Origin of the sequence: Siccibacter turicensis LMG 23730 (genome assembly GCF_000463155.2) — a bacterium.
In the GTDB taxonomy this organism is placed as follows: Bacteria; Pseudomonadota; Gammaproteobacteria; order Enterobacterales; family Enterobacteriaceae; genus Siccibacter; species Siccibacter turicensis.
On record NZ_AWFZ01000006.1, the window covers coordinates 1 to 22,626 of the forward strand.

At 56.8% G+C, this 22,626-nt stretch carries 19 protein-coding genes and 1 tRNA gene; 14 read left to right on the forward strand and 6 right to left on the reverse strand.

Features of this window, described 5'->3' with window-relative positions; translation table 11 throughout:
- The first annotated feature begins 82 nt into the window (after window positions 1–82).
- Window positions 83–158, forward strand: a tRNA-Trp gene (locus DW58_RS00780).
- Window positions 159–243: 85 nt separating this feature from the next.
- Here the strand turns inward: DW58_RS00780 and hdfR are convergent.
- The gene (gene hdfR / locus DW58_RS00785; protein ID WP_409371866.1) at window positions 244–1,095 is read right to left on the reverse strand and encodes an HTH-type transcriptional regulator HdfR; all 852 of its coding nucleotides are present in this window, start codon (window positions 1,093–1,095) and stop codon (window positions 244–246) included.
- Window positions 1,096–1,184: 89 nt separating this feature from the next.
- Between hdfR and DW58_RS00790 the strand changes: the two genes are divergently transcribed.
- Complete coding sequence (locus DW58_RS00790; RefSeq protein WP_024549119.1) at window positions 1,185–1,523, forward strand: MaoP family protein; 339 nt, start codon at window positions 1,185–1,187, stop codon at window positions 1,521–1,523.
- 24 nt (window positions 1,524–1,547) lie between these two features.
- Here DW58_RS00790 and DW58_RS00795 read toward each other — a convergent pair whose 3' ends face one another.
- Window positions 1,548–3,068 carry a YifB family Mg chelatase-like AAA ATPase gene (locus DW58_RS00795; RefSeq protein ID WP_024549118.1) on the reverse strand — a complete coding sequence of 507 codons (1,521 nt, stop codon included), beginning with the start codon at window positions 3,066–3,068 and terminating at the stop codon, window positions 1,548–1,550.
- A gap of 357 nt (window positions 3,069–3,425) precedes the next feature.
- On the opposite strand from DW58_RS00795, the gene ilvL reads away from it, so the two are divergent.
- The 6 genes from ilvL to ilvA all read left to right on the forward strand — a co-directional run bounded on the left by ilvL (window position 3,426) and on the right by ilvA (window position 10,011).
- A complete protein-coding gene (gene ilvL / locus DW58_RS19750; protein ID WP_071789257.1) occupies window positions 3,426–3,524 on the forward strand; it encodes an ilv operon leader peptide in 99 nt (32 codons plus the stop codon).
- Window positions 3,525–3,662: 138 nt separating this feature from the next.
- Entirely contained in the window at window positions 3,663–5,309 is a 1,647-nt protein-coding gene (gene ilvG, locus DW58_RS00800; RefSeq protein ID WP_024549117.1) for an acetolactate synthase 2 catalytic subunit, read from the forward strand.
- On the forward strand, window positions 5,306–5,569 hold the full coding sequence (gene ilvM / locus DW58_RS00805; protein ID WP_024549116.1) for an acetolactate synthase 2 small subunit: 264 nt from the start codon (window positions 5,306–5,308) through the stop codon (window positions 5,567–5,569). Before ilvG ends, ilvM begins: the two co-directional genes overlap by 4 nt.
- Before the next feature lie 17 nt (window positions 5,570–5,586).
- A complete protein-coding gene (locus DW58_RS00810) occupies window positions 5,587–6,516 on the forward strand; it encodes a branched-chain amino acid transaminase (protein WP_024549115.1) in 930 nt (309 codons plus the stop codon).
- Window positions 6,517–6,616: 100 nt separating this feature from the next.
- Window positions 6,617–8,467 (forward strand): dihydroxy-acid dehydratase, encoded by a 1,851-nt coding sequence (gene ilvD, locus DW58_RS00815; RefSeq protein WP_024562386.1) that lies wholly within the window; start codon window positions 6,617–6,619, stop codon window positions 8,465–8,467.
- A gap of 2 nt (window positions 8,468–8,469) precedes the next feature.
- Window positions 8,470–10,011 carry a threonine ammonia-lyase, biosynthetic gene (gene ilvA, locus DW58_RS00820; protein ID WP_024549430.1) on the forward strand — a complete coding sequence of 514 codons (1,542 nt, stop codon included), beginning with the start codon at window positions 8,470–8,472 and terminating at the stop codon, window positions 10,009–10,011.
- A 23-nt stretch (window positions 10,012–10,034) separates the two neighbouring features.
- Here ilvA and ilvY read toward each other — a convergent pair whose 3' ends face one another.
- A complete protein-coding gene (ilvY, locus tag DW58_RS00825; RefSeq protein ID WP_024549431.1) occupies window positions 10,035–10,937 on the reverse strand; it encodes an HTH-type transcriptional activator IlvY in 903 nt (300 codons plus the stop codon).
- 162 nt (window positions 10,938–11,099) lie between these two features.
- Here ilvY and ilvC point away from each other — a divergent pair, with 162 nt between their 5' ends.
- Entirely contained in the window at window positions 11,100–12,575 is a 1,476-nt protein-coding gene (ilvC, locus tag DW58_RS00830) for a ketol-acid reductoisomerase (RefSeq protein ID WP_024549432.1), read from the forward strand.
- Window positions 12,576–12,815: 240 nt separating this feature from the next.
- On the opposite strand, the gene ppiC is transcribed toward ilvC, so the two are convergent.
- A complete protein-coding gene (gene ppiC, locus DW58_RS00835; RefSeq protein WP_024549433.1) occupies window positions 12,816–13,097 on the reverse strand; it encodes a peptidylprolyl isomerase PpiC in 282 nt (93 codons plus the stop codon).
- Window positions 13,098–13,216: 119 nt separating this feature from the next.
- On the opposite strand from ppiC, the gene rep reads away from it, so the two are divergent.
- A complete protein-coding gene (gene rep / locus DW58_RS00840) occupies window positions 13,217–15,244 on the forward strand; it encodes a DNA helicase Rep (protein ID WP_024549434.1) in 2,028 nt (675 codons plus the stop codon).
- A 49-nt stretch (window positions 15,245–15,293) separates the two neighbouring features.
- On the opposite strand, the gene gppA is transcribed toward rep, so the two are convergent.
- Complete coding sequence (gene gppA / locus DW58_RS00845; protein WP_024549435.1) at window positions 15,294–16,778, reverse strand: guanosine-5'-triphosphate,3'-diphosphate diphosphatase; 1,485 nt, start codon at window positions 16,776–16,778, stop codon at window positions 15,294–15,296.
- 8 nt (window positions 16,779–16,786) lie between these two features.
- The gene (gene rhlB, locus DW58_RS00850) at window positions 16,787–18,055 is read right to left on the reverse strand and encodes an ATP-dependent RNA helicase RhlB (protein WP_024549436.1); all 1,269 of its coding nucleotides are present in this window, start codon (window positions 18,053–18,055) and stop codon (window positions 16,787–16,789) included.
- Window positions 18,056–18,256: 201 nt separating this feature from the next.
- Here rhlB and trxA point away from each other — a divergent pair, with 201 nt between their 5' ends.
- The 4 genes from trxA to wzzE all read left to right on the forward strand — a co-directional run bounded on the left by trxA (window position 18,257) and on the right by wzzE (window position 22,606).
- Window positions 18,257–18,586: a thioredoxin TrxA gene (gene trxA, locus DW58_RS00855; RefSeq protein ID WP_006179218.1), complete on the forward strand. Its 330-nt coding sequence runs from the start codon at window positions 18,257–18,259 to the stop codon at window positions 18,584–18,586.
- Between the two features lie 348 nt (window positions 18,587–18,934).
- On the forward strand, window positions 18,935–20,194 hold the full coding sequence (gene rho, locus DW58_RS00860) for a transcription termination factor Rho (protein WP_023479599.1): 1,260 nt from the start codon (window positions 18,935–18,937) through the stop codon (window positions 20,192–20,194).
- A 247-nt stretch (window positions 20,195–20,441) separates the two neighbouring features.
- Window positions 20,442–21,545 carry a UDP-N-acetylglucosamine--undecaprenyl-phosphate N-acetylglucosaminephosphotransferase gene (gene wecA / locus DW58_RS00865; protein WP_024549437.1) on the forward strand — a complete coding sequence of 368 codons (1,104 nt, stop codon included), beginning with the start codon at window positions 20,442–20,444 and terminating at the stop codon, window positions 21,543–21,545.
- Window positions 21,546–21,559: 14 nt separating this feature from the next.
- Window positions 21,560–22,606, forward strand: coding sequence for an ECA polysaccharide chain length modulation protein (gene wzzE / locus DW58_RS00870; protein WP_024549438.1), 1,047 nt, complete (start codon window positions 21,560–21,562; stop codon window positions 22,604–22,606).
- Window positions 22,607–22,626 lie beyond the last annotated feature (20 nt).

Sequence of the window (22,626 nt, forward strand, 5' to 3'; positions counted from 1 at the left end):
CGGTAGTTCAGTTGGTTAGAATACCTGCCTGTCACGCAGGGGGTCGCGGGTTCGAGCCCCGTCCGTTCCGCCACCCTTATTTAGGGGCGTAGTTCAATTGGTAGAGCACCGGTCTCCAAAACCGGGTGTTGGGGGTTCGAGTCCCTCCGCCCCTGCCAGAAATCATCCTTAGCTTAACGGCTAAGGATTTTTTTTGTCTGCAATTTGCCTTCGGGTTATGCATCTCCCCTCCAGCAATACCTGTCAATCCAGAATCGACGTTTTAAGCAGCTCTTTGATCTGCACCTGTTTATCGCTGTTTTGCAACCAGATGGCATAAAGAGGGCGTGAAAGCGTCGTGCTGTCGCTCACGCTGCGCAGATCGCTACGCTCTTTTGCCCACGCGGTAGGCAACCAGGTGCAACCATTCAATTCGCTCAGGAATTTACGTGCGATCTCAGCCGAACTGGTGGTTAACATCGGAATGTCATCCCCTGGCAGAAGGGCCGTTTCATGCTGCTGAAAGTCCGGCCCCCACTCCAGGCGTAGATAGTTAAGTTCAGCCTTACTGCGCGCCGGTGCCGCGCTATAGAGCGCCAGCGTGAAATGCCCGAGCAGTTGGCTGTTGAACTCATCCATTTTCGGTGCTTCGGAGGTGATAAGCAGATCCAACTGCCGTTCGTGTAGCTGCTTCACCAGCGACTGGCGCTGAGCGATACGCGCTTCAAACTGCATGCCACTATGCGCCTGATAAAGCCTCGTCAGCCACTGCGACAGCATACATTCCCAAAGCGATGCGCTCGCACCGATAGAAAGTTCGTTATGTCGTGAGGTATGCGCCACCTCTTTTCGTGCCGCCTGCCAGGTGCTCATTAGCGTCTCGGCATAGGGCAGAAGGCGTTCTCCTGCCGGTGTCAGGCGAATGTTGTTACGATGGCGAGTAAAAAGATTCACTCCCAGTTGGTTTTCCAGCTGACGAATGCGAAAGCTCACAGCGGATTGTGTCAGGTAAAGGGCTTCAGCAGCGCGTCCGAAATGGCGTGTTCTGCTTACTTCGAGGAACGTTTTCAGCAATTCCGTATCCACAACTCTCTCCGCAAAATTATTTGTCGTTATGATTTAAATGTTTTGTTTTACACTCTGTCAAGCGTAACTAATACTCCGCGCCATAAATAGCCCGGCCAAGAGAATTAGGAGCGTGCAGGATGGCGGAAAGCTTTACGACGACTAATCGATTTTTCGACAACAGACATTATCCACGCGGGTTCTCTCGACATGGTGATTTCACCATTAAAGAGGCGCAGCTGCTGGAGCGTCATGGTTATGCTTTCAACGAACTGGATCTGGGTAAACGCGAACCGGCAACCGAAGAAGAAGAGTTGTTCGTCGCCGTATGCCGCGGTGAGCGTGAGCCAGTAACTGAAGCTGAAAGAGTGTGGAGCAAGTACATGACGCGCATTAAGCGTCCTAAGCGTTTCCATACCCTCTCCGGCGGTAAGCCGCAGATGGAAGGTGTGGAAGACTACACTGAAAGCGACGATTGACGAAAAGGGCCGAAAGGCCCTTTTTTACATCAGCATCTTCTGTAGATGGATAAGCATTCTGTCTATCGCGCGATAGCCAAGTGCCTCCTGCAAATGCTCCCTGCGAATGTGGCTCTCCCCCTGTAAGTCGGCAATCGTCCGCGCTACCTTCAGCAGCCGTTGCCATGCCCGCACCGATAGTCCCAGTCTGATGAGTGTTTCCTCAAGCCATTCGGCGTCTTGCTTTTCCAGCGGACAAAATCGCGCGATCCCTGCGTTATCCAGCAGAGCATTCACGCATTGCTGACGGCTGAGCTGGCGATTGCGAACCTCGATGACCCGCTCTCTGATTTCAGCGCTGCTTTCACCTTTCACCGATGGCTGGCTCAGCAAACCCGGTGGTGGCAAAGGGATCTCCAGCGACAGATCGAACCGGTCCAGAAACGGGCCCGAAAGTCGACCCAGGTAGCGTAACGTCTGTTCCGGGCTGCAGCGATTATGGTTTCCCTGATAGTGTCCGGTCGGACTGGGATTCATGGCAGCAATGAGTTGAAAACGCGCCGGGTAGCTGATCTTTGCCCGTGTACGTGAGATGTGAATTTGCCCTGATTCGATAGGCTCTCTCAGAGCATCTAGCGTCCGACGCTCAAACTCCGGGAGCTCATCAAGAAACAGCACACCGTTATGCGCTAACGAGATTTCGCCGGGCACCGGGATCGATCCTCCACCAACCAGGGCAGAGAGTGAGGCACTATGATGAGGCGCCCTGAATGGCCGCTGACGCCATTGCTGATAAAGCCTTATCGGATTCACCAGACTCATGATAGCAGCGCTCTCCAGCGCCTCCTCGTCACTCAGCGGGGGGAGTAATCCATTGAGCCGGCTTGCCAGCATGGTTTTACCCGTACCCGGCGGGCCAATGAACAGCAGGTTGTGGCCACCAGCTGCGGTGATCTCCAGCGCTCGCTTACCCTGTTGCTGACCCACAACCTCGTTGATATCGCCTGAACGGCAATTGCTGTCTGGCGGCGGTGTCACGGGCCGGGGGAGCGAGCCCTTTCCTTCGAGCCAGGCGCAGACCTCCAGCAAATGCGAGGCTGTCATGCACCCAGGCTTGTCGATCAATCCCACCTCGGACGCATTCTCCTGCGCAACGACAATCTGCCGGCCCTGCTTTAAGGCCTCAAGCGCACAGGAGATCGCACCCGGAACACCCCGCAGCGCGCCCGTCAGCGCAAGCTCACCGACAAACTCTGTCTGGCTGAGCCGGGTGGTGCTGAGCTGCTCCGAGGCGGCCAGCAGGGCAATCGCGATGGGTAAATCGTAGCGCCCACCCTCCTTGGGCAAATCGGCGGGCGCCAGGTTAATGGTGATTTTACGGGCCGGGAAGGTGTACCCGCTGTTGATGATGGCGCTACGCACGCGGTCTCGCGCTTCCTTCACAGTGGTCTCGGGTAACCCTACGATAGTCAGTCCCGGCAGGCCCGGACTCAAATGTACTTCTACGGTCACCAGCGGGGCACTCACCCCTAACGCTGCTCTGGTAAAAATGATAGCGAGAGACATATCCACCTCCTTGTGGCACCACTGTCTACCCGGTAGCAGCGAGAAGATAGTGCGTTATGCAGGAAGTTGAAGGTCGTTTCCATAAAATTAAGGGCAAGGTTTTGCATTGCGCCGCTATTTGGAATCCTCCCCGTAAAATAATAAAAGCCGCATAATATTCTGTTGAAAATGCGTATCTGGCAGCGTAGCGGCATACGCAGTTTTTTAATCTGTCGCTACTGATTGATAAATAATGACTTTTTTAGCGATTACGGATGTGCGTTGAATCCATTCTTAAAAATAATGCTTGTAAGGCCGACGGGCACTGTGATAACTCTTTAAGCATTCCTTCGAACAAAACATGTGAACGAACATAAAATGACAGCCCTTCTACGAGTGATTAGCCTGGTCGTACTAAGCGTGGTGGTGATTATTATCCCACCGTGCGGGGCTGCACCTGGAAGAAGAAAGGCTTAAAAATCAAGCCTGAATCATCGAGAACCCCCGCACCGAAAGGTCCGGGGGTTTTTTTTGGCCTTAAAACGAAAGCGAGGAGCAGAATATGAGCAGTAGCATAAAACACTGTTTCTCCCGTTGTAGCGCGGGGAACTGAATATGAATGGGGCACAATGGGTAGTACATGCTTTGCGGGCGCAGGGGGTTGAGACCGTATTCGGTTATCCTGGCGGTGCAATAATGCCGGTCTATGATGCGCTATACGACGGCGGCGTGGAACACCTGTTGTGCCGGCATGAGCAGGGTGCTGCCATGGCAGCTATCGGCTATGCCCGGGCGACGGGAAAAACCGGCGTATGTATCGCAACGTCCGGTCCGGGAGCCACCAATCTCATCACCGGCCTGGCCGATGCCTTACTGGATTCGGTTCCGGTTGTTGCTATCACCGGGCAGGTCGCTTCTCCGCTTATCGGCACCGATGCGTTTCAGGAAATTGACGTGCTGGGCATGTCACTGGCCTGCACCAAGCACAGTTTCCTGGTACAGACCCTCGACGAACTGCCTCAGGTTATCGCTGAAGCCTTTACTATCGCTAACAGTGGTCGTCCGGGTCCGGTCCTGGTTGATATTCCTAAGGATATCCAGGTCGCCGTGGGTGAACTGGAGCCGTGGCTATCCACTGTCGAAGATACCTTCTCGCCACCGCTGGAAGAGATCGAGCTGGCGCGTCAGATGCTGGCGCAGGCCAGCAAGCCGATGCTGTACGTGGGCGGCGGCGTCGGCATGGCACAGGCGGTTCCGGCGCTGCGCGAATTTATCACCGCCACCGGGATCCCGGCGACCGCGACCCTGAAAGGTCTGGGCGCGGTTGCGCCAGATTATCCGTTCTATATGGGGATGCTGGGCATGCACGGTACGCGAGCGGCGAACCTTGCCGTTCAGGCCTGCGACCTGCTGATTGCGGTCGGTGCGCGTTTTGACGATCGGGTAACCGGCAAGCTCAATACCTTCGCCCCGCATGCCAGGGTCATTCATATGGACATCGACCCGGCGGAAATGAACAAACTGCGCCAGGCGCACGTTGCGCTGCCGGGCGATCTCAACGTCATGTTAGCGGCACTGCAACAGCCGCTGTCCATAGATGCCTGGCGTAACGAGACGGCTGCACTGCGCGCCGAGCACGGCTGGCGTTACGATCATCCGGGCGAGGCAATCTACGCCCCGCTGCTGCTCAAGCAGCTCTCGGATCGCAAACCTGAAAGCGCCGTGGTGACCACCGACGTGGGCCAGCATCAGATGTGGGCAGCACAGCACATGTCCTTTACCCGCCCGGAAAATTTCATCACCTCAAGCGGTCTTGGCACGATGGGATTTGGTCTGCCCGCCGCCGTTGGCGCGCAGGTTGCGCGACCGGATGACACGGTCATCTGCATCTCCGGGGACGGCTCCTTTATGATGAACGTTCAGGAGCTGGGCACCGTAAAACGCAAACAGCTGCCGCTGAAAATCGTGCTGCTGGATAACCAGCGTTTGGGGATGGTTCGCCAGTGGCAGCAGCTCTTTTTCCAGGAGCGCTACAGCGAAACCACTCTGACCGATAACCCGGACTTCCTGACCCTGGCCAGCGCATTCGGCATTCCTGGCCAGCATATCACCCGCAAAGACCAGGTTGAGGCGGCTATCGACACGCTGCTGAACAGCGAAGGCCCTTACCTGCTCCATGTTTCCATCGATGAACTCGAAAATGTGTGGCCGCTGGTTCCGCCCGGCGCCAGTAACTCTCAAATGCTGGAGAAATTATCATGACGCAACATCAGATAGCCGTTCAGGCCCGCTTTCGTCCCGAAACTCTGGAGCGCGTGCTGCGTGTCGTGCGTCATCGCGGGTTCGAGATCTGTGCGATGAATATGGAATCCGCCTCGAGTTCCGGAAATATAAATATCGAATTGACCGTTGCCAGCCCTCGCCCAGTCGAATTACTGTTTAACCAATTACAAAAACTGGTCGACGTGGGTCACGTGGCGATCCAGCATCAAACATCATCATCACAACAAATAAGCGCCTGAGCGCAGCAGGAGTAAAAATGACGACGAAAAAAGCGGATTACATTTGGTTCAATGGCGAGATGATTCCGTGGGGCGAAGCGAAGGTGCACGTAATGTCGCACGCCCTGCACTACGGCACATCCGTGTTTGAAGGTATCCGCTGCTATGAGTCTCACAAAGGGCCAGTGGTCTTCCGTCATCGCGAGCACATGCAGCGCCTGCGTGATTCAGCCAAAATCTATCGCTTCCCGGTCACCCAGAGCGTTGACGAACTGATGGAAGCCTGTCGTCAGGTCATCCGTAAAAACAACCTGACCAGCGCCTATATCCGTCCGCTGGTCTTCGTCGGCGACGTTGGCATGGGCGTGAACCCGCCGGAAGGCTACACCACCGACGTGATTATCGCCGCGTTCCCGTGGGGCGCCTACCTCGGTGCTGAAGCGCTGGAGCAGGGCATTGACGCCATGGTCTCCTCCTGGAACCGCGTTGCGCCGAACACCATCCCGACCGCAGCCAAAGCCGGCGGTAACTATCTCTCCTCCCTACTGGTGGGCAGCGAAGCGCGCCGTCATGGCTATCAGGAAGGCATCGCGCTGGACGTTAACGGCTACATCTCTGAAGGCGCGGGTGAAAACCTGTTCGAAGTGAAAGACGGCATTCTGTTTACCCCGCCGTTTACCTCCTCTGCGCTGCCGGGTATTACCCGCGATGCCATCATCAAGCTGGCGAAAGATCTCGGTATCGAAGTGCGTGAGCAGGTGCTGTCCCGCGAATCGCTCTACCTGGCCGATGAAGTCTTCATGTCCGGCACCGCCGCTGAAATCACACCGGTTCGCAGCGTCGACGGAATCCAGGTTGGCGAAGGCCGTTGTGGCCCGGTAACCAAACGCATTCAGCAGGCGTTCTTTGGCCTGTTCACCGGCGAAACCGAAGATAAATGGGGCTGGCTGGATCAGGTTAACCCGTAATTAGCACGCTTTTCCGACGTCATCCCCGCCGGGGATGACGTAACGAGAAAACAGGGCGGCAAAGTACCGCCCGGCACAACGACACACTGGGAGTTAAGAAATGCCTAAATACCGTTCCGCTACGACGACTCACGGCCGCAACATGGCAGGAGCACGTGCGCTGTGGCGCGCCACCGGGATGACCGACGACGATTTCGGTAAGCCAATTATCGCCGTCGTAAACTCCTTTACCCAGTTCGTGCCGGGCCACGTGCACCTGCGTGATTTGGGCAAGCTGGTGGCAGAGCAGATCGAAGCCTCAGGCGGCGTTGCCAAAGAGTTCAACACCATTGCGGTGGATGACGGGATCGCCATGGGTCACGGCGGGATGCTGTACTCGCTGCCGTCGCGCGAGCTTATCGCTGACTCCGTGGAGTACATGGTGAACGCCCACTGCGCCGATGCGATGGTCTGTATCTCCAACTGCGATAAAATCACCCCCGGTATGCTGATGGCCTCGCTGCGCCTTAACATTCCGGTTATTTTCGTTTCCGGCGGCCCGATGGAAGCCGGGAAAACCAAACTCTCCGACCAGATCATCAAACTGGATCTGGTGGATGCGATGATTCAGGGCGCAAACCCGAACGTCAGCGACGAGCAGAGCGATCAGATTGAGCGCTCCGCGTGCCCGACCTGCGGCTCCTGTTCCGGGATGTTTACCGCCAACTCAATGAACTGCCTGACCGAAGCGCTGGGTCTGTCGCAGCCGGGCAACGGCTCGCTGCTGGCCACCCACGCCGACCGTAAAGCGCTGTTCCTGAGCGCCGGTGAACGCATCGTTGCGCTGACCAAACGCTATTACGAGCAGGACGACGCCTCGGCCCTGCCGCGCAACATCGCCAACAAGGCGGCGTTCGAAAACGCCATGACGCTGGATATCGCCATGGGCGGCTCCACCAATACCGTCCTGCACCTGCTGGCGGCAGCCCAGGAAGCGGAAATCGACTTCACCATGAGCGATATCGACCGGCTGTCCCGTAAGGTTCCGCAGCTGTGTAAAGTCGCGCCAAGCACCCAGAAATACCATATGGAAGACGTGCACCGTGCCGGTGGCGTTATCGGTATCCTCGGCGAGCTGGATCGCGCCGGGTTGCTGAACCGCGAAGTGAAAACCGTGCTCGGCCTGACGCTGCCGGAAACGCTGGCGCGCTACGATGTAATGCTCACCCAGGATGACGCGGTAAAAAGCATGTTCTCCGCTGGCCCGGCGGGCATCCGTACTACCCAGGCTTTCTCGCAGTCGTGCCGCTGGGACTCACTGGATACTGACCGTGCTGAAGGCTGCATCCGTTCGCTGGAGCACGCCTATAGCCAGGACGGTGGGCTTGCCGTGCTGTATGGCAACTTTGCAGAAAACGGCTGCATCGTGAAAACCGCCGGGGTGGATGACAGCATTCTGAAATTCACCGGCCCGGCTAAGGTGTATGAGAGCCAGGACGATGCGGTAGAGGCCATTCTCGGCGGGAAAGTGATAGCCGGCGATGTGGTGGTGATCCGTTACGAAGGGCCGAAAGGCGGGCCGGGGATGCAGGAGATGCTCTATCCGACCACCTTCCTGAAATCCATGGGGCTGGGCAAAAGCTGCGCCCTTATTACAGACGGTCGCTTCTCGGGTGGGACCTCGGGTCTCTCCATCGGCCACGTCTCTCCGGAAGCCGCCAGCGGCGGCAATATCGCTCTGATCGAAGATGGCGACATCATTGCTATCGATATTCCGAACCGTGGCATTCAGCTTGAGGTGAGCGATCAGGAGCTGGCCGCGCGTCGCGAAGCGCAGGATGCACGCGGTGCGCAGGCCTGGACGCCGAAGGCCCGTGAACGTGAAGTCTCCTTCGCGCTTCGCGCCTACGCCAGCCTGGCAACCAGCGCAGATAAAGGCGCCGTGCGCGACAAATCGAAGCTGGGAGGCTAAGGATGGCTGAGCCGCAACCCCTGTCCGACGCGCCCTGTGGGGCCGAATACCTGCGCGCCGTTCTGCGCGCGCCGGTGTACGAAGTGGTGCAGGTCACTCCGCTTCAGCACATGGAAAAGCTCTCCTCACGTCTGGAGAACGTTATCCTGGTGAAGCGTGAAGACCGCCAGCCGGTGCACAGCTTTAAGCTGCGCGGCGCCTACGCCATGATTGCCGGGCTAACCGACGAGCAAAAAGCGCGCGGCGTGATCACCGCGTCGGCAGGCAACCATGCTCAGGGCGTGGCGTTCTCCTCGGCGCGCCTTGGCATTAAAGCGCTGATTGTAATGCCTGTTGCCACGGCAGATATCAAAGTCGATGCGGTACGTAGCTTTGGCGGTGAAGTGCTACTCCACGGCGCCAACTTTGACGAAGCCAAGGCCCGAGCCGTTGAGCTCTCTCAGCAGCAGGGCATGACATGGGTTCCGCCGTTCGATCACCCGGCGGTGATCGCCGGGCAAGGTACGCTGGCGCTGGAACTACTGCAACAGGATGCCCATCTCGACCGGGTGTTTGTTCCGGTTGGCGGCGGCGGTCTGGCGGCGGGCGTGGCGGTGTTGATTAAGCAGCTGATGCCGCAAATCAAAGTGATTGCGGTAGAGGCGGAAGAGTCAGCCTGCCTGAAAGCGGCGCTGGAGGCGGGCCAGCCGGTTGAGCTGCCGCGGGTCGGGTTGTTCGCCGAAGGGGTGGCGGTCAAGCGTATCGGGGATGAAACGTTCCGCGTGTGCCAGGAGTACATCGACGACATCATCACCGTCGACAGCGATGCCATCTGTGCGGCGATGAAAGACCTGTTTGAAGACGTGCGCGCGGTGGCAGAGCCTTCCGGCGCACTGGCGCTGGCGGGCATGAAAAAGTACATCGCACAGCACAATATTCGCGGTGAGCGTCTGGCGCACGTCCTTTCCGGGGCGAACGTAAACTTCCACGGGCTGCGTTACGTCTCTGAGCGCTGCGAACTCGGGGAACAGCGCGAAGCGCTGCTGGCCGTAACGATCCCCGAAGAGCAGGGCAGCTTTCTGAAGTTTTGCCAGCTGCTGGGCGGCCGGGCGGTAACGGAGTTCAACTACCGTTTCGCCGATGCAAACGACGCCTGCATTTTTGTCGGCGTGCGTCTGAGCCGTGGTCTTGAGGAGCGCAAAGAGATTCTGGCGCTGCTTCATGACGGGGGCTATAGCGTAGTGGATCTCTCGGATGATGAGATGGCGAAGCTGCACGTGCGCTATATGGTCGGCGGTAGGCCGTCGCGCCCGCTGCGCGAGCGGCTCTACAGCTTCGAATTTCCGGAGTCACCGGGGGCGCTGCTGAAGTTTCTGCATACACTGGGTACGCACTGGAATATCACGCTGTTTCACTACCGTAGCCACGGCACCGACTATGGCCGCGTGCTGGCTGCCTTCGAACTCGGCGAACACGAGCCGGATTTCGAAACGCGCCTCAACGAGCTCGGGTATGAGTGTCACGACGAAACCCATAACCCGGCGTTTCGTTTCTTCCTGGCATAGAGAAAAAGGGCTGCGGCCCTTTTTTATGCGCTCTCTTTCCGCTCCTGCACAATTTTCCAGAAGGCGCTGACGATAGGCTCGTGCAGCTGCTTTTTCTGCACGCAGACGCCCAGTTCAAACGGCGTTTTCTCATCGCTACGTTCCAGAATCATCACGCGATTACGTACCGGCTCCGGGCTGTTTTCCAGCACCACCTCCGGGATCAGCGCCACGCCGCAGCCCAGCGCCACCATCGACACCATCGCCTCATGGCCGCCCACCGTGGCGTAAATGGACGGGTGGCTGAGCTTCTGGCGACGGAACCACAGCTCAATGCGCCGTCTGACCGGCCCCTGATCCGGCAGGATAAACGGCACTTTGGCCCAGTCGGGGGACGCTGAGGTGACCTGATGACGCACCGGGCAGGGCAGTGCGGGGGCAATGAGCACCACCGCAAGGTTTTCCAGCATGGCGAAGGCGATGCCCGGCGGCAGGCTCTCCGGCTTACCGGCGATGGCCAGGTCGGCCTCACCGGAATCGACTTTTTCCACCGCGTCGGCGGCATCACCGGTAATCAGCTTGATCTCTACCGAGGGGTGTTCGGCGCGAAAGCGATCGAGGATCGGCGGCAGGTGGCTGTAGGCCGCGGTTACTGAACAGAACAGGCGCAGCTCACCGGTCAGCGAAGGGCCTTGCTGGCCCAGGGTATGACGCATCTGCTGATACTGGAGCAGGGTATGCTGGGCGAACTGGCGCAGCTGCTCGCCGGCGTCGGTCAGCGTAACGGTGCGGTTATCGCGAACAAACAGCGTCTGGCCCAGATCCTCTTCCAGCCGTTGGATCTGACGCGACAGGGTGGACGGACTGACGTGCATCGCCCGCGCGCTGCGCCCAAAGTGGCGGCTCTCTGCCAGGTGAAGAAAGGTTTTCAGGTCGCGTAAGTCCACGGGCTAGCCTCCAGAGTCTGTGTTGCATTTTTTGCAACGTTACGTTGTTAATATATCAATTTCAGCAACAAGATTCCTGTCTTATGATGGGGTCATTCTCGTAAGCACAGACAGGGCTTACGACCCAAACAATAAAGACAACACAACACCCGGAGTAACGCGATGGCTAACTACTTTAATACACTGAACTTGCGCCAGCAGTTGGCGCAACTGGGTAAATGCCGCTTCATGGGCCGCGATGAATTCGCGGACGGCGCAAGCTACCTCAAAGGAAAAAAAGTGGTCATCGTCGGTTGTGGCGCCCAGGGTCTGAACCAGGGCCTCAACATGCGTGACTCCGGCCTTGACGTGTCTTATGCGCTGCGTGCAGAAGCCATCGCTGAGAAACGTCCGTCATGGCGTAAAGCGATCGATAACGGTTTCAAGGTCGGCACCTATGAAGAGCTGATCCCGCAGGCGGATCTGGTTGTCAACCTGACGCCGGACAAGCAGCACTCCGACGTAGTACGTGCCGTTCAGCCGATGATGAAAGACGGTGCGGCGCTGGGTTACTCCCACGGCTTTAACATCGTTGAAGTGGGCGAGCAGATCCGTAAAGACATCACCGTAGTGATGGTGGCACCGAAGTGTCCGGGTACCGAAGTGCGTGAAGAGTACAAACGCGGCTTTGGTGTACCGACCCTTATCGCGGTCCACCCGGAAAACGATCCGAAGGGCGAAGGCATGGCGATTGCTAAAGCCTGGGCGGCAGCCACCGGCGGTCACCGCGCGGGCGTGCTGGAGTCGTCCTTCGTGGCGGAAGTAAAATCTGACCTGATGGGTGAGCAGACTATCCTGTGCGGTATGCTGCAGGCCGGCTCGCTGCTGTGCTTCGACAAGCTGGTGGAAGAGGGCACTGACCCGGCCTACGCCGAAAAACTGATTCAGTTCGGGTGGGAAACCATCACCGAAGCGCTGAAGCAGGGTGGCATCACCCTGATGATGGATCGCCTCTCCAACCCGGCGAAACTGCGCGCGTATGCGCTGTCCGAACAGCTGAAAACCATCATGGCCCCGCTGTTCCAGAAGCATATGGATGACATCATCTCCGGTGAGTTCTCCTCCGGCATGATGGCCGACTGGGCTAACGACGATAAGAAACTGCTGACCTGGCGCGAAGAGACCGGCCAGACCGCGTTTGAAAATGCCGCGCAGTACGAAGGCAAAATCAGCGAGCAGGAGTACTTCGACAAAGGCGTTCTGATGATCGCGATGGTGAAAGCAGGGGTTGAGCTGGCGTTCGAAACCATGGTGGATGCAGGCATTATCGAAGAGTCTGCCTACTATGAATCGCTGCACGAACTGCCGCTGATCGCCAATACCATTGCCCGTAAGCGCCTGTATGAGATGAACGTGGTGATCTCGGATACCGCAGAATATGGCAACTATCTGTTCGCTAACGCCGCTGTACCGCTGCTGAAAGAGTTCATGACCACGCTGCAACCGGGCGATCTCGGCAAAGCCATTGACGCCGGTGCGGTCGATAATGCCCAGCTGCGCGACGTGAACGATGCGATCCGTCGCCATGAAATCGAGAAAGTGGGCCAGAAGCTGCGCGGTTATATGACCGATATGAAACGTATCGCGGTTGCTGGCTGATTCCCCGTCGTCTTTTGACCCGCAGCGGCGTTGGCGGCGCTCATACACCCCAGTCACATAGTTTTCTATGCTCCTGGGGATGTACTCTCTTGCCGCCTTGCTGCAGGCCAAAATACTTAGGGGAATAGTTGAGCCCGTCCTCTTTTGACCCGTAGCGGCGTTGGCGGCGTTCATACACCCCAGTCGCAAACGCCAGCCGCACAGAAGCAAAAAGGCCTTCTCTCAGAGAAGGCCTTTTTATTAGTTACGGTACAGCACCTTGATGATGTGATAGCCGAACTGGGTATGCAGCGGGCCGGTTGGCTCCAGCACCGGGCACGAGAACACCACTTTATCGAAAGCGGGTACCATCTGACCCTGACGGAATTCACCAAGGTGACCGCCCTTTTTGCCTGACGGGCAGGTAGAGTGCTTTTTAGCCAGCTTCTCGAAGTCGCCGCCGTTGCGGATTTGCTCCAGCAGGTCGTGCGCCAATTTTTCTTCTTTAACAAGGATATGCATTGCTGCCGCGGTTTTTGCCATGATCGTGCCTTGAGTGGGATGGATTACGCTGGCTATACTACCACGCTCTTTTTCCCCGTCGTACTTCAGTACCGCCTGAGGGGGACACGCCTTTTTTCTGACCTTCATCGAGCGACCTTATGCGTTTAAATCCTGGCCAACAACAAGCCGTCGAATTTGTTACCGGACCCTGCCTGGTCCTGGCGGGCGCTGGCTCGGGCAAAACCCGCGTTATCACCAATAAAATTGCCCATTTGATCCGCGGCTGCGGCTATCAGGCGCGCCATATCGCGGCGGTCACCTTTACCAACAAGGCGGCACGCGAGATGAAAGAGCGCGTGGGGCAGACGCTGGGGCGCAAAGAGGCGCGCGGGCTGATGATCTCGACGTTCCATACCCTGGGCCTTGAAATCATCAAGCGTGAGTTTGCCGCGCTGGGGATGAAATCGAACTTTTCGTTGTTCGATGACACCGACCAGATGGCGCTTATTAAAGAGCTCACCGAAAACATTATCGAAAACGATAAGGCCGTTTTACAGCAGCTGCTTTCCACCATCTCCAACTGGAAGAACGATCTGCTGACGCCCGCGCAGGCGGCCGCCCAGGCAAAAGGCGAACGCGACCGCATTTTCGCGCACTGCTTCGGCCTATATGATGCGCACCTGAAAGCCTGTAACGTGCTGGATTTCGACGATCTCATCGCCCTGCCGACGCTGCTGTTGCAGCGCAACGAAGAGGTGCGCGAACGCTGGCAGAACCGCATTCGCTATCTGCTGGTGGATGAGTATCAGGACACCAACACCAGCCAGTACGAAATGGTGAAGCTGCTGGTGGGCAACCGGGCGCGCTTTACGGTGGTGGGGGACGACGACCAGTCGATCTACTCGTGGCGTGGTGCGCGTCCGCAGAACCTGGTGCTGCTTAACCAGGATTTTCCGGCCCTGCAGGTGATTAAGCTTGAGCAGAACTACCGCTCCTCGGGCCGTATTCTGAAAGCGGCGAACATCCTCATCGCGAACAACCCGCACGTGTTCGAAAAACGCCTGTTTTCGGAGCTGGGCTACGGTTCGGTGCTGAAAGTGCTGACCGCAAATCATGAAGAGCATGAGGCGGAACGCGTGACCGGGGAGCTTATCGCGCATCACTTCATTAATAAGACGCAGTATAAGGATTACGCCATCCTGTATCGCGGAAACCACCAGTCGCGGGTATTTGAGAAGTTCCTGATGCAGAACCGCATCCCGTACCGTATCTCCGGCGGCACGTCGTTCTTCTCGCGTCCGGAAATCAAAGATCTGCTCGCCTATCTGCGCGTGCTGACCAATCCGGACGACGACAGCGCTTTTCTGCGTATTGTTAATACGCCAAAACGGGAGATTGGCCCGGCGACGCTACAGAAACTCGGCGAGTGGGCGATGCAGCGTAATAAAGGACTGTTTGCCGCGAGTTTCGATATGGGGCTGAGTCAGACGCTCACCGGGCGCGGCTATGAGTCGCTGACCCGCTTCACCCACTGGCTGGGCGAGATCGCGCAGCTGGCGGAGCGCGAGCCGGTGGCCGCGGTGCGGGATCTCATCCGCGGCGTCGACTACGAATCCTGGCTCTACGAAACCTCGCCCAGCCCGAAGGCGGCTGAAATGCGCATGAAGAACGTCAATCAGCTGTTCAGCTGGATGACCGAAATGCTGGAAGGCACCGATCTTGATGAGCCGATGACCCTGACCCAGGTTGTCACCCGCTTCACGCTGCGCGATATGATGGAGCGCGGCGAGAGCGACGAAGAGCTGGATCAGGTTCAGCTGATGACGCTGCACGCCTCGAAGGGTCTTGAATTCCCGTACGTGTTTTTAGTCGGTATGGAAGAGGGGCTGCTCCCGCACCAGAGCAGTATCGACGAGGACAACATCGAAGAAGAGCGCCGTCTGGCCTATGTTGGCATCACGCGCGCGCAGAAAGAGCTGTTTTTCACCCTGTGCAAAGAGCGTCGTCAGTACGGCGAGCTGGTGCGTCCGGAGCCCAGCCGTTTCCTGCTTGAGCTGCCGCAGGACGATCTGGAGTGGGAAACCGAGCGTAAGGTGGTTTCCGCCGAGGAGCGAATGCATAAAGGGCAGGCAAACGTGGCGAACATCCGGGCGATGCTGGCAAAAGCGCGCGATAAAAGCGCCTGACGGGTGTGAGAACGGTGAGAAACGGCATGCCTGAGGCGTGCCGTTTTTTTTAGTTAACGTCCAGCGGCCAGTGGACGTAGCTCTGCCACAGCGTTTCCTGGGTCAGGAGCTCTTTACCAAGCGGATGCTCCGCCAGCCAGTTCGTCGGGAGCGTAACGTGCAGCGTCTCGCCTTCCGCCGTGAGCGTTACCGCTGGCAGGGCGTCGTCGCGGCGACGGTTGGAGAACAGAATCGCGAGGCGCAGCAGGCGACAAAGCCGTTCGGCAATGCGCGGCGGCACCGCGTTTTGCTGATGCAGGGAGGCGATATCGATGGTATTGGTCTGGTTGAGCAGCAGCGTGGCCAGCAGCTTTTTCTGCGCCGGCGTAAAGCCAGGCAGATCGAGATTGCGGACCAGCCAGGCGGCGTGAAGCGGCGCCTGTTTGAAATCAACGCTGAGTCCCATCTCGTGAAGTTCACAGGCATTTTTCAGCATTTCCCGGCAAAACGCGTCAAGATCCCAGGACTGCGTCACGTCATCGGCAAAACGCACCGCAAGCTGGGCAACCCGGCTCGCCTGGCGCGTGTCGATCATGAAGCGGTGCTGAACGTTGTGCAGCGTACGGGCACGAATATTCAGATCCACCGGCAGATGCAGCATGCCGTAGAGCAGCCCTTCGCGCAGCGCCCCACCGGCCAGCGTCATACAGGCGATATCCAGCTCGGTAAAGATGGCAATCAGGATCGCCAGGCCGCTTGGGAAAACCAGCGCGCGCTCCAGGGTTAAACCTTCGATTTCCAGCTCTTCCAGGCGACCGCACTGAATGGCGCGCTGCTTTAACTGCTGGAGCTTGGCGAGGGTAATGCGTTCATCCATTCCCTGCGCCATCATAATTTCCTGGAGCGCCTGCACGGTACCGGACGCGCCAACGCAGGCTTCCCAGCCCTGTTGTCGCAGCGCACCGACGACCGGACGAATGACCTCGCGCGCCGCCTGCTCCGCTGCGTCAAAACTGGCCTGTTCGAGATTACGGTCGGTGAAGAAGCGCTCAAGCCAGGTGACGCAGCCCATCGAGAGACTGAACAGCGCGGTGGTTTGCGCCCCATTGCCGGTAACCAGCTCGGTGCTTGCCCCGCCGATATCCACCACCAGGCGTTTGTCAGAACCGCCGGTGGTATGCGCCACGCCCTGATAGATCAGGCTCGCTTCCTCTTCGCCGCTGATGACCTGCACCGGACAGCCAAGAATAGCGTGGGCCTGCTCAAGGAATTGCCCGGCATTCACGGCCAGACGCAGCGTGGCGGTCGCGACAACGCGAATATGGGCGGGGGGGAGATCCTGCAGACGTTCTGCGAAAAGGCGCAGACACTGCCAGCCACGCTCCATCGCTTCCTGAGAAAGATGATTTTCGTGGTCCAGCCCGGCGGCCAGACGCACTTTGCGTTTAATGCGGGTCAGTGTCTGGATGCTGCCAGCCACCTCGCGTACCACCAGCATATGAAAACTATTCGAACCCAGATCAATAGCGGCGTACAACGAGGCGGAGCTGTGCATAGTGTTTCTTAACCTGTGCGGCGACGGTTGCGTGGCGGTCCTGAACGACGGGGGCCATTACCGGAGCGCGGCGGACGTGCCAGACGTTTTGGCGGCGGCAGCTCGCTCAGTAGCGCTTCCGGATTGTATTTGCTCACCGGAATAGAGTGGCCAATATAGGTCTCGATAGCCGGCAGGTTGAGCGCGTACTCTTCACAGGCCAGGCTGATGGAGTGACCGCTTGCGCCAGCACGACCGGTACGGCCAATGCGGTGAACGTAGTCTTCGCAGTCATCCGGCAGGTCGTAGTTAAAGACGTGCGTCACGGCCGGGATATGCAGGCCACGTGCGGCGACGTCCGTTGCCACGAGGATATCGATATCGCCACGGGTGAACTCATCCAGAATACGCAGGCGTTTTTTCTGGGCAACGTCACCGGTCAGCAGACCAACGCGATGGCCGTCAGCGGCCAGGTGGCCCCAGATGTCTTCGCAGCGGTGCTTGGTGTTAGCGAAAATAATCGCGCGGTCCGGCCACTCTTCTTCGATGAGGGTCTGCAACAGGCGCATTTTTTCTTCGTTGGACGGGTAGAACAGCTCTTCCTGAATACGGTGACCGGTTTTCTGCTCCGGCTCGACTTCCACGTATTCGGCATTGTTCATCTGTTCGAACGCCAGTTCACGTACGCGCCAGGAGAGCGTGGCCGAGAACAGCATGTTCAGACGCTGCGTTACCGGCGGCATACGACGGAACAACCAGCGAATGTCTTTGATAAAGCCGAGATCGTACATGCGATCCGCTTCGTCCAGCACCACAACCTGGATAGCGCCGAGGTTAACGTGGTTCTGCTTGGTGTAATCGATGAGACGGCCCGTGGTGCCGATCAGAATATCGACGCCGCTTTCCAGCACTTTCAGCTGCTTATCGTAGCCATCGCCACCGTAAGCAAGCCCGATTTTCAGACCGGTCGCTTCCGCCAGCGGTTCAGCGTCGGCGTGAATTTGTACGGCCAGTTCACGGGTTGGCGCCATGATCAGGGCGCGCGGTTGATTCACCTGACGGTTTTCATCAGCCGGGTGAGAGAGTAAGTAGTGAAACGTTGACGTCAAAAACGCCATCGTTTTGCCGGTACCGGTTTGCGCCTGCCCCGCAACGTCACGTCCTGCCAGGGTCAGCGGAAGCGCCAATGCTTGAATGGGCGTGCAGTTATGGAAGCCTTTCTTTTCAAGGGCTTCAATTACTTTTGCGTGCAGGGCGAAGTCGGCAAACTTCTGTTCAGTCAAGTGTGTTTTGCTCATAGTGCGGTAGAATATCAGCTAACTATTGCTTTACGAAAGCTTATCCGTTGAAATAAAGTCAACCTTTTGTTGGTTAGACTGTGCCATATTATGATGTTTCGCGATGCTGTTTTAACCAGAACGCCGGCGTAACGAGTGTGGTACACGGGTTACCAGCCTCTTCTTTACCAACAAGCCAGGCTTATTCCTGTGGAGTTATATATGAGCGATAAAATTATTCACCTGACTGACGACAGTTTCGACACGGACGTGCTAAAAGCTGATGGGTTGATTCTCGTTGATTTCTGGGCAGAGTGGTGCGGTCCATGCAAAATGATCGCCCCGATTCTGGATGAAATCGCTGATGAATATCAGGGCAAACTGACTGTTGCCAAACTGAACATTGACCAGAACCCGGGCACCGCGCCGAAATACGGCATCCGCGGCATCCCGACTCTGCTGCTGTTCAAAAATGGTGAAGTCGCGGCGACCAAAGTCGGTGCGCTGTCTAAAGGCCAGCTGAAAGAGTTCCTCGACGCCAACCTGGCGTAAGAAATTCTCTTGCCGGTGCGTGCAGCGTTCCTAAATTCAGGGGACCGCTGGACGCCCGGCGCCAGTCGTGCTAACTTAACTTTGACTTCGTTGTAAACATATCTTGTAGTTTGAATCTTGTTTTAGCCCAGACTTCTACCGTCATACTGTCAGCACCACTGCTGATAAGGCAGAAGTGAGATTCCTGGCTCATCACTCAATCCGTTTTGTCGTTTCAGTTCTGCGTTTTTCCAATGACCAGGCAGCGCAAAGCATGAGCAGATGACCGTTAAACAGGCATGGATGACCCTGCCATACCATTCACACGAATTAGTTCGAGATTTACCCCGAGTTTAAGAACCCACCATTATGAATCTTACCGAATTGAAGAATACGCCGGTTTCTGAGCTGATCACTCTCGGCGAAAATATGGGGCTGGAAAACCTGGCCCGTATGCGCAAACAGGACATCATTTTTGCCATCCTGAAGCAGCACGCTAAGAGTGGCGAAGATATCTTTGGCGACGGTGTGCTGGAGATACTGCAGGATGGATTTGGTTTCCTCCGCTCCGCAGACAGCTCCTACCTCGCCGGTCCCGATGATATCTACGTTTCTCCCAGCCAAATCCGCCGCTTCAACCTCCGCACAGGGGATACTATCTCCGGTAAGATTCGCCCGCCGAAAGAAGGCGAACGTTATTTTGCGCTGCTGAAAGTTAATGAAGTTAACTACGACAAACCTGAGAACGCGCGTAACAAGATCCTGTTTGAAAACCTGACGCCGCTGCACGCAAACTCACGTCTGCGTATGGAGCGCGGCAACGGATCGACCGAAGACCTGACCGCACGCGTGCTGGATCTGGCATCGCCAATCGGACGTGGTCAGCGTGGCCTCATCGTGGCACCGCCGAAAGCCGGTAAAACCATGCTGCTGCAGAACATCGCCCAGAGCATCGCCTATAACCACCCGGACTGCGTCCTGATGGTTCTGCTGATCGACGAACGTCCGGAAGAAGTGACCGAGATGCAGCGTCTGGTAAAAGGCGAAGTTGTGGCCTCAACCTTTGACGAACCGGCTTCCCGCCACGTCCAGGTTGCCGAGATGGTGATCGAGAAGGCCAAGCGCCTGGTTGAGCACAAGAAAGACGTTATCATTCTGCTCGACTCCATCACCCGTCTGGCTCGTGCCTACAACACCGTGGTTCCTGCGTCAGGTAAAGTACTGACCGGTGGTGTGGATGCGAACGCCCTGCATCGTCCGAAGCGCTTCTTCGGTGCGGCACGTAACGTTGAAGAGGGCGGCAGCCTGACCATCATCGCGACCGCGCTTATCGATACCGGCTCTAAAATGGATGAAGTTATCTACGAAGAGTTCAAAGGCACCGGTAACATGGAGCTGCATCTCTCTCGTAAGATCGCTGAAAAACGCGTCTTCCCGGCTATCGACTACAACCGTTCCGGTACCCGTAAAGAAGAGCTGCTGACCACCCAGGAAGAGCTGCAGAAAATGTGGATCCTGCGTAAAATCATTCACCCGATGGGTGAAATCGACGCGATGGAATTCCTTATTAATAAGTTGGCCATGACCAAGACCAACGACGAGTTTTTTGACATGATGAAACGCTCGTAATATAAAGAAACTCGGGGAACGCCACGCTTTGACGTGGCGTTTTTCGTTTTAGAATATACGCTATAGATCTGTAGCCGCATCATTACGGCAACATGGCGACGGACTGCCGGGTAACGACCTGTTGTATTACCCATAATTGGTTGAATTATAAACAAACTGTTCATGGATGAGAGGTGGCGACCCTTCTGGAGTAAGGGCGTCACAGTTATACTTCACCGGGACATACCTTTTCCAGAGAGCGCGCATTGTGAATTTACTCACCGCTGGTACTGAGCTGATTGGTATCTTTCTGTTCACAACCCTATTTCTTTTTTTCGCCCGTAAAGTGGCTAAAAAAATTGGTTTAGTTGATAAGCCTAACTTCCGAAAACGTCATCAGGGGTTAATACCGCTGGTGGGCGGGATTTCCGTCTTTGCCGGTATTTGCTTCACCTTTGCCATTGCTGACTACTATATTCCCCACGCTTCACTTTATCTGATGTGTGCTGGCGTCCTGGTGTTCATTGGTGCGCTGGACGACCGCTACGATATCAGCGTAAAAATCCGTGCCACCATTCAGGCAGGCATCGGGATCGTTATGATGGCGGTGGGTGGGCTTTATCTGAAAAGCCTCGGCTACATCCTCGGTCCGTGGGAAATGGTGTTAGGGCCTTTCGGCTATTTCCTTACACTGTTCGCCGTCTGGGCTGCGATCAACGCCTTTAATATGGTGGATGGTATAGATGGCCTGTTAGGCGGTCTCTCCTGCGTGACCTTCGGTGCGATGGGCATGATTCTGTGGTTTGACGGGCAGCAGAGCCTGGCACTGTGGAGTTTCGCCATGATTGCCGCCATCCTTCCTTATATTCTTCTGAATCTGGGTGCGCTGGGGCGACGCTATAAAGTCTTTATGGGCGACGCCGGCAGTACGCTTATCGGCTTTACCGTTATCTGGATCCTGCTCGAAACCACGCAGGGCAAAACCCACCCTATCAGCCCGGTCACCGCGCTCTGGCTTATCGCCATACCGCTGATGGATATGATTGCCATCATGTATCGACGCCTGCGTAAGGGCATGAGCCCCTTCTCCCCCGACAGACAGCACATTCACCATTTGATTATGCGAGCCGGCTTCACGTCTCGTCAGGCATTTGTGCTAATTACGCTGGCAGCGGCTATTCTGGCAGGGATAGGCGTAGCGGCAGAATATTCAGGAGTTGTGCCAGAATGGGTAATGTTGGCACTATTCTTGCTTGCTTTTCTTCTCTATGGCTGGTGCATCAAGCGCGCATGGAAAGTGGCTCGCTTCATCAAGCGCGTGAAACGCCGTATGCGCCGTAACAGTAAAAATAATCCACCCTTAACCAAATAACACCTGGGGAAGTGATGAAACAACAATTGCCAGGAGCACAACCGGCTGTAGTAGATAACGAACTGGATATTCGAGGTCTGTTTCGTACTTTGTGGGCAGGCAAGTTCTGGATTGTCGGCATTGCGGTGCTGTTTGCCCTCATCGCACTGGTTTACACTTTCCTGGCAAAGCAGGAATGGAGTTCAACCGCGATCACCGATCGCCCCACGGTGAACATGCTCGGCGGGTACTATTCGCAGCAGCAGTTTTTGCGCAATCTTGATGTTAAGGCCGAGCTCGCGCCGGTGGATCAGCCTTCGGTTATGGACGATGCCTATAAAGAGTTCATTATGCAGCTCTCGGCATGGGACACCCGCCGGGATTTCTGGCTGCAAACTGACTACTACAAGCAGCGTAAAGTGGGCAATAACAAAGCTGACGCTGCTCTGCTGGATGAGTTAATCGACAACATCCAGTTTACGGTAGGCGATGCGACACGCAATCTGAACGATAACGTCAGGCTGATTGCGGAAACCGCACCGGACGCCAACAACCTGCTGCGTCAGTATGTGGCGTTCGCCAGCGAACGCGCGGCAAGCCATCTCAACGATGAGTTAAAAGGCGCCTGGGCTGCCCGTACGATTCAGATGAAAGCGCAGGTGAAACGTCAGGAAGCGGTAGCGAAAGCGATCTACGATCGTAAGGTGAACAGCATCCAGCAGGGGCTGAAGATCGCCGAGCAGCAGAACATCTCCCGCAGCGAGACGGATACTCCCGCGGAGGAGCTCCCGGATTCTGAGCTCTTCATGCTGGGTCGCCCGCTGCTGCAGGCGCGTCTGGAAAACCTCCAGGCCGTCGGACCCTCCTTTGATATCGATTACGATCAGAATCGCGCGATGCTGTCGACGTTAAACGTTGGACCAACGCTCGATCCGCGTTTTCAGACCTACCGCTATCTGCGTACACCGGAAGAACCGGTTAAACGCGACAGTCCCCGTCGCGCGTTCCTGATGATTATGTGGGGAACGGTTGGGGCGCTGATAGGTGCTGGTGTGGCACTCAGCCGCCGGCGTCCTGCGTAACAACGCTGTCTTAAGACGAG

Bases quoted from the DNA above. Each gene is read 5' to 3' on its own strand.
- DW58_RS00790 (WP_024549119.1), top strand. From the start codon at position 1,185: ATGGCGGAAAGCTTTACGACGACTAATCGATTTTTCGACAACAGACAT.
- DW58_RS00795 (WP_024549118.1), bottom strand. From the start codon at position 3,068: ATGTCTCTCGCTATCATTTTTACCAGAGCAGCGTTAGGGGTGAGTGCC.
- ilvL (WP_071789257.1), top strand. From the start codon at position 3,426: ATGACAGCCCTTCTACGAGTGATTAGCCTGGTCGTACTAAGCGTGGTG.
- ilvG (WP_024549117.1), top strand. From the start codon at position 3,663: ATGAATGGGGCACAATGGGTAGTACATGCTTTGCGGGCGCAGGGGGTT.
- ilvM (WP_024549116.1), top strand. From the start codon at position 5,306: ATGACGCAACATCAGATAGCCGTTCAGGCCCGCTTTCGTCCCGAAACT.
- DW58_RS00810 (WP_024549115.1), top strand. From the start codon at position 5,587: ATGACGACGAAAAAAGCGGATTACATTTGGTTCAATGGCGAGATGATT.
- ilvD (WP_024562386.1), top strand. From the start codon at position 6,617: ATGCCTAAATACCGTTCCGCTACGACGACTCACGGCCGCAACATGGCA.
- ilvA (WP_024549430.1), top strand. From the start codon at position 8,470: ATGGCTGAGCCGCAACCCCTGTCCGACGCGCCCTGTGGGGCCGAATAC.
- ilvC (WP_024549432.1), top strand. From the start codon at position 11,100: ATGGCTAACTACTTTAATACACTGAACTTGCGCCAGCAGTTGGCGCAA.
- ppiC (WP_024549433.1), bottom strand. From the start codon at position 13,097: ATGGCAAAAACCGCGGCAGCAATGCATATCCTTGTTAAAGAAGAAAAA.
- rep (WP_024549434.1), top strand. From the start codon at position 13,217: ATGCGTTTAAATCCTGGCCAACAACAAGCCGTCGAATTTGTTACCGGA.
- gppA (WP_024549435.1), bottom strand. From the start codon at position 16,778: ATGCACAGCTCCGCCTCGTTGTACGCCGCTATTGATCTGGGTTCGAAT.
- rhlB (WP_024549436.1), bottom strand. From the start codon at position 18,055: ATGAGCAAAACACACTTGACTGAACAGAAGTTTGCCGACTTCGCCCTG.
- trxA (WP_006179218.1), top strand. From the start codon at position 18,257: ATGAGCGATAAAATTATTCACCTGACTGACGACAGTTTCGACACGGAC.
- rho (WP_023479599.1), top strand. From the start codon at position 18,935: ATGAATCTTACCGAATTGAAGAATACGCCGGTTTCTGAGCTGATCACT.
- wzzE (WP_024549438.1), top strand. From the start codon at position 21,560: ATGAAACAACAATTGCCAGGAGCACAACCGGCTGTAGTAGATAACGAA.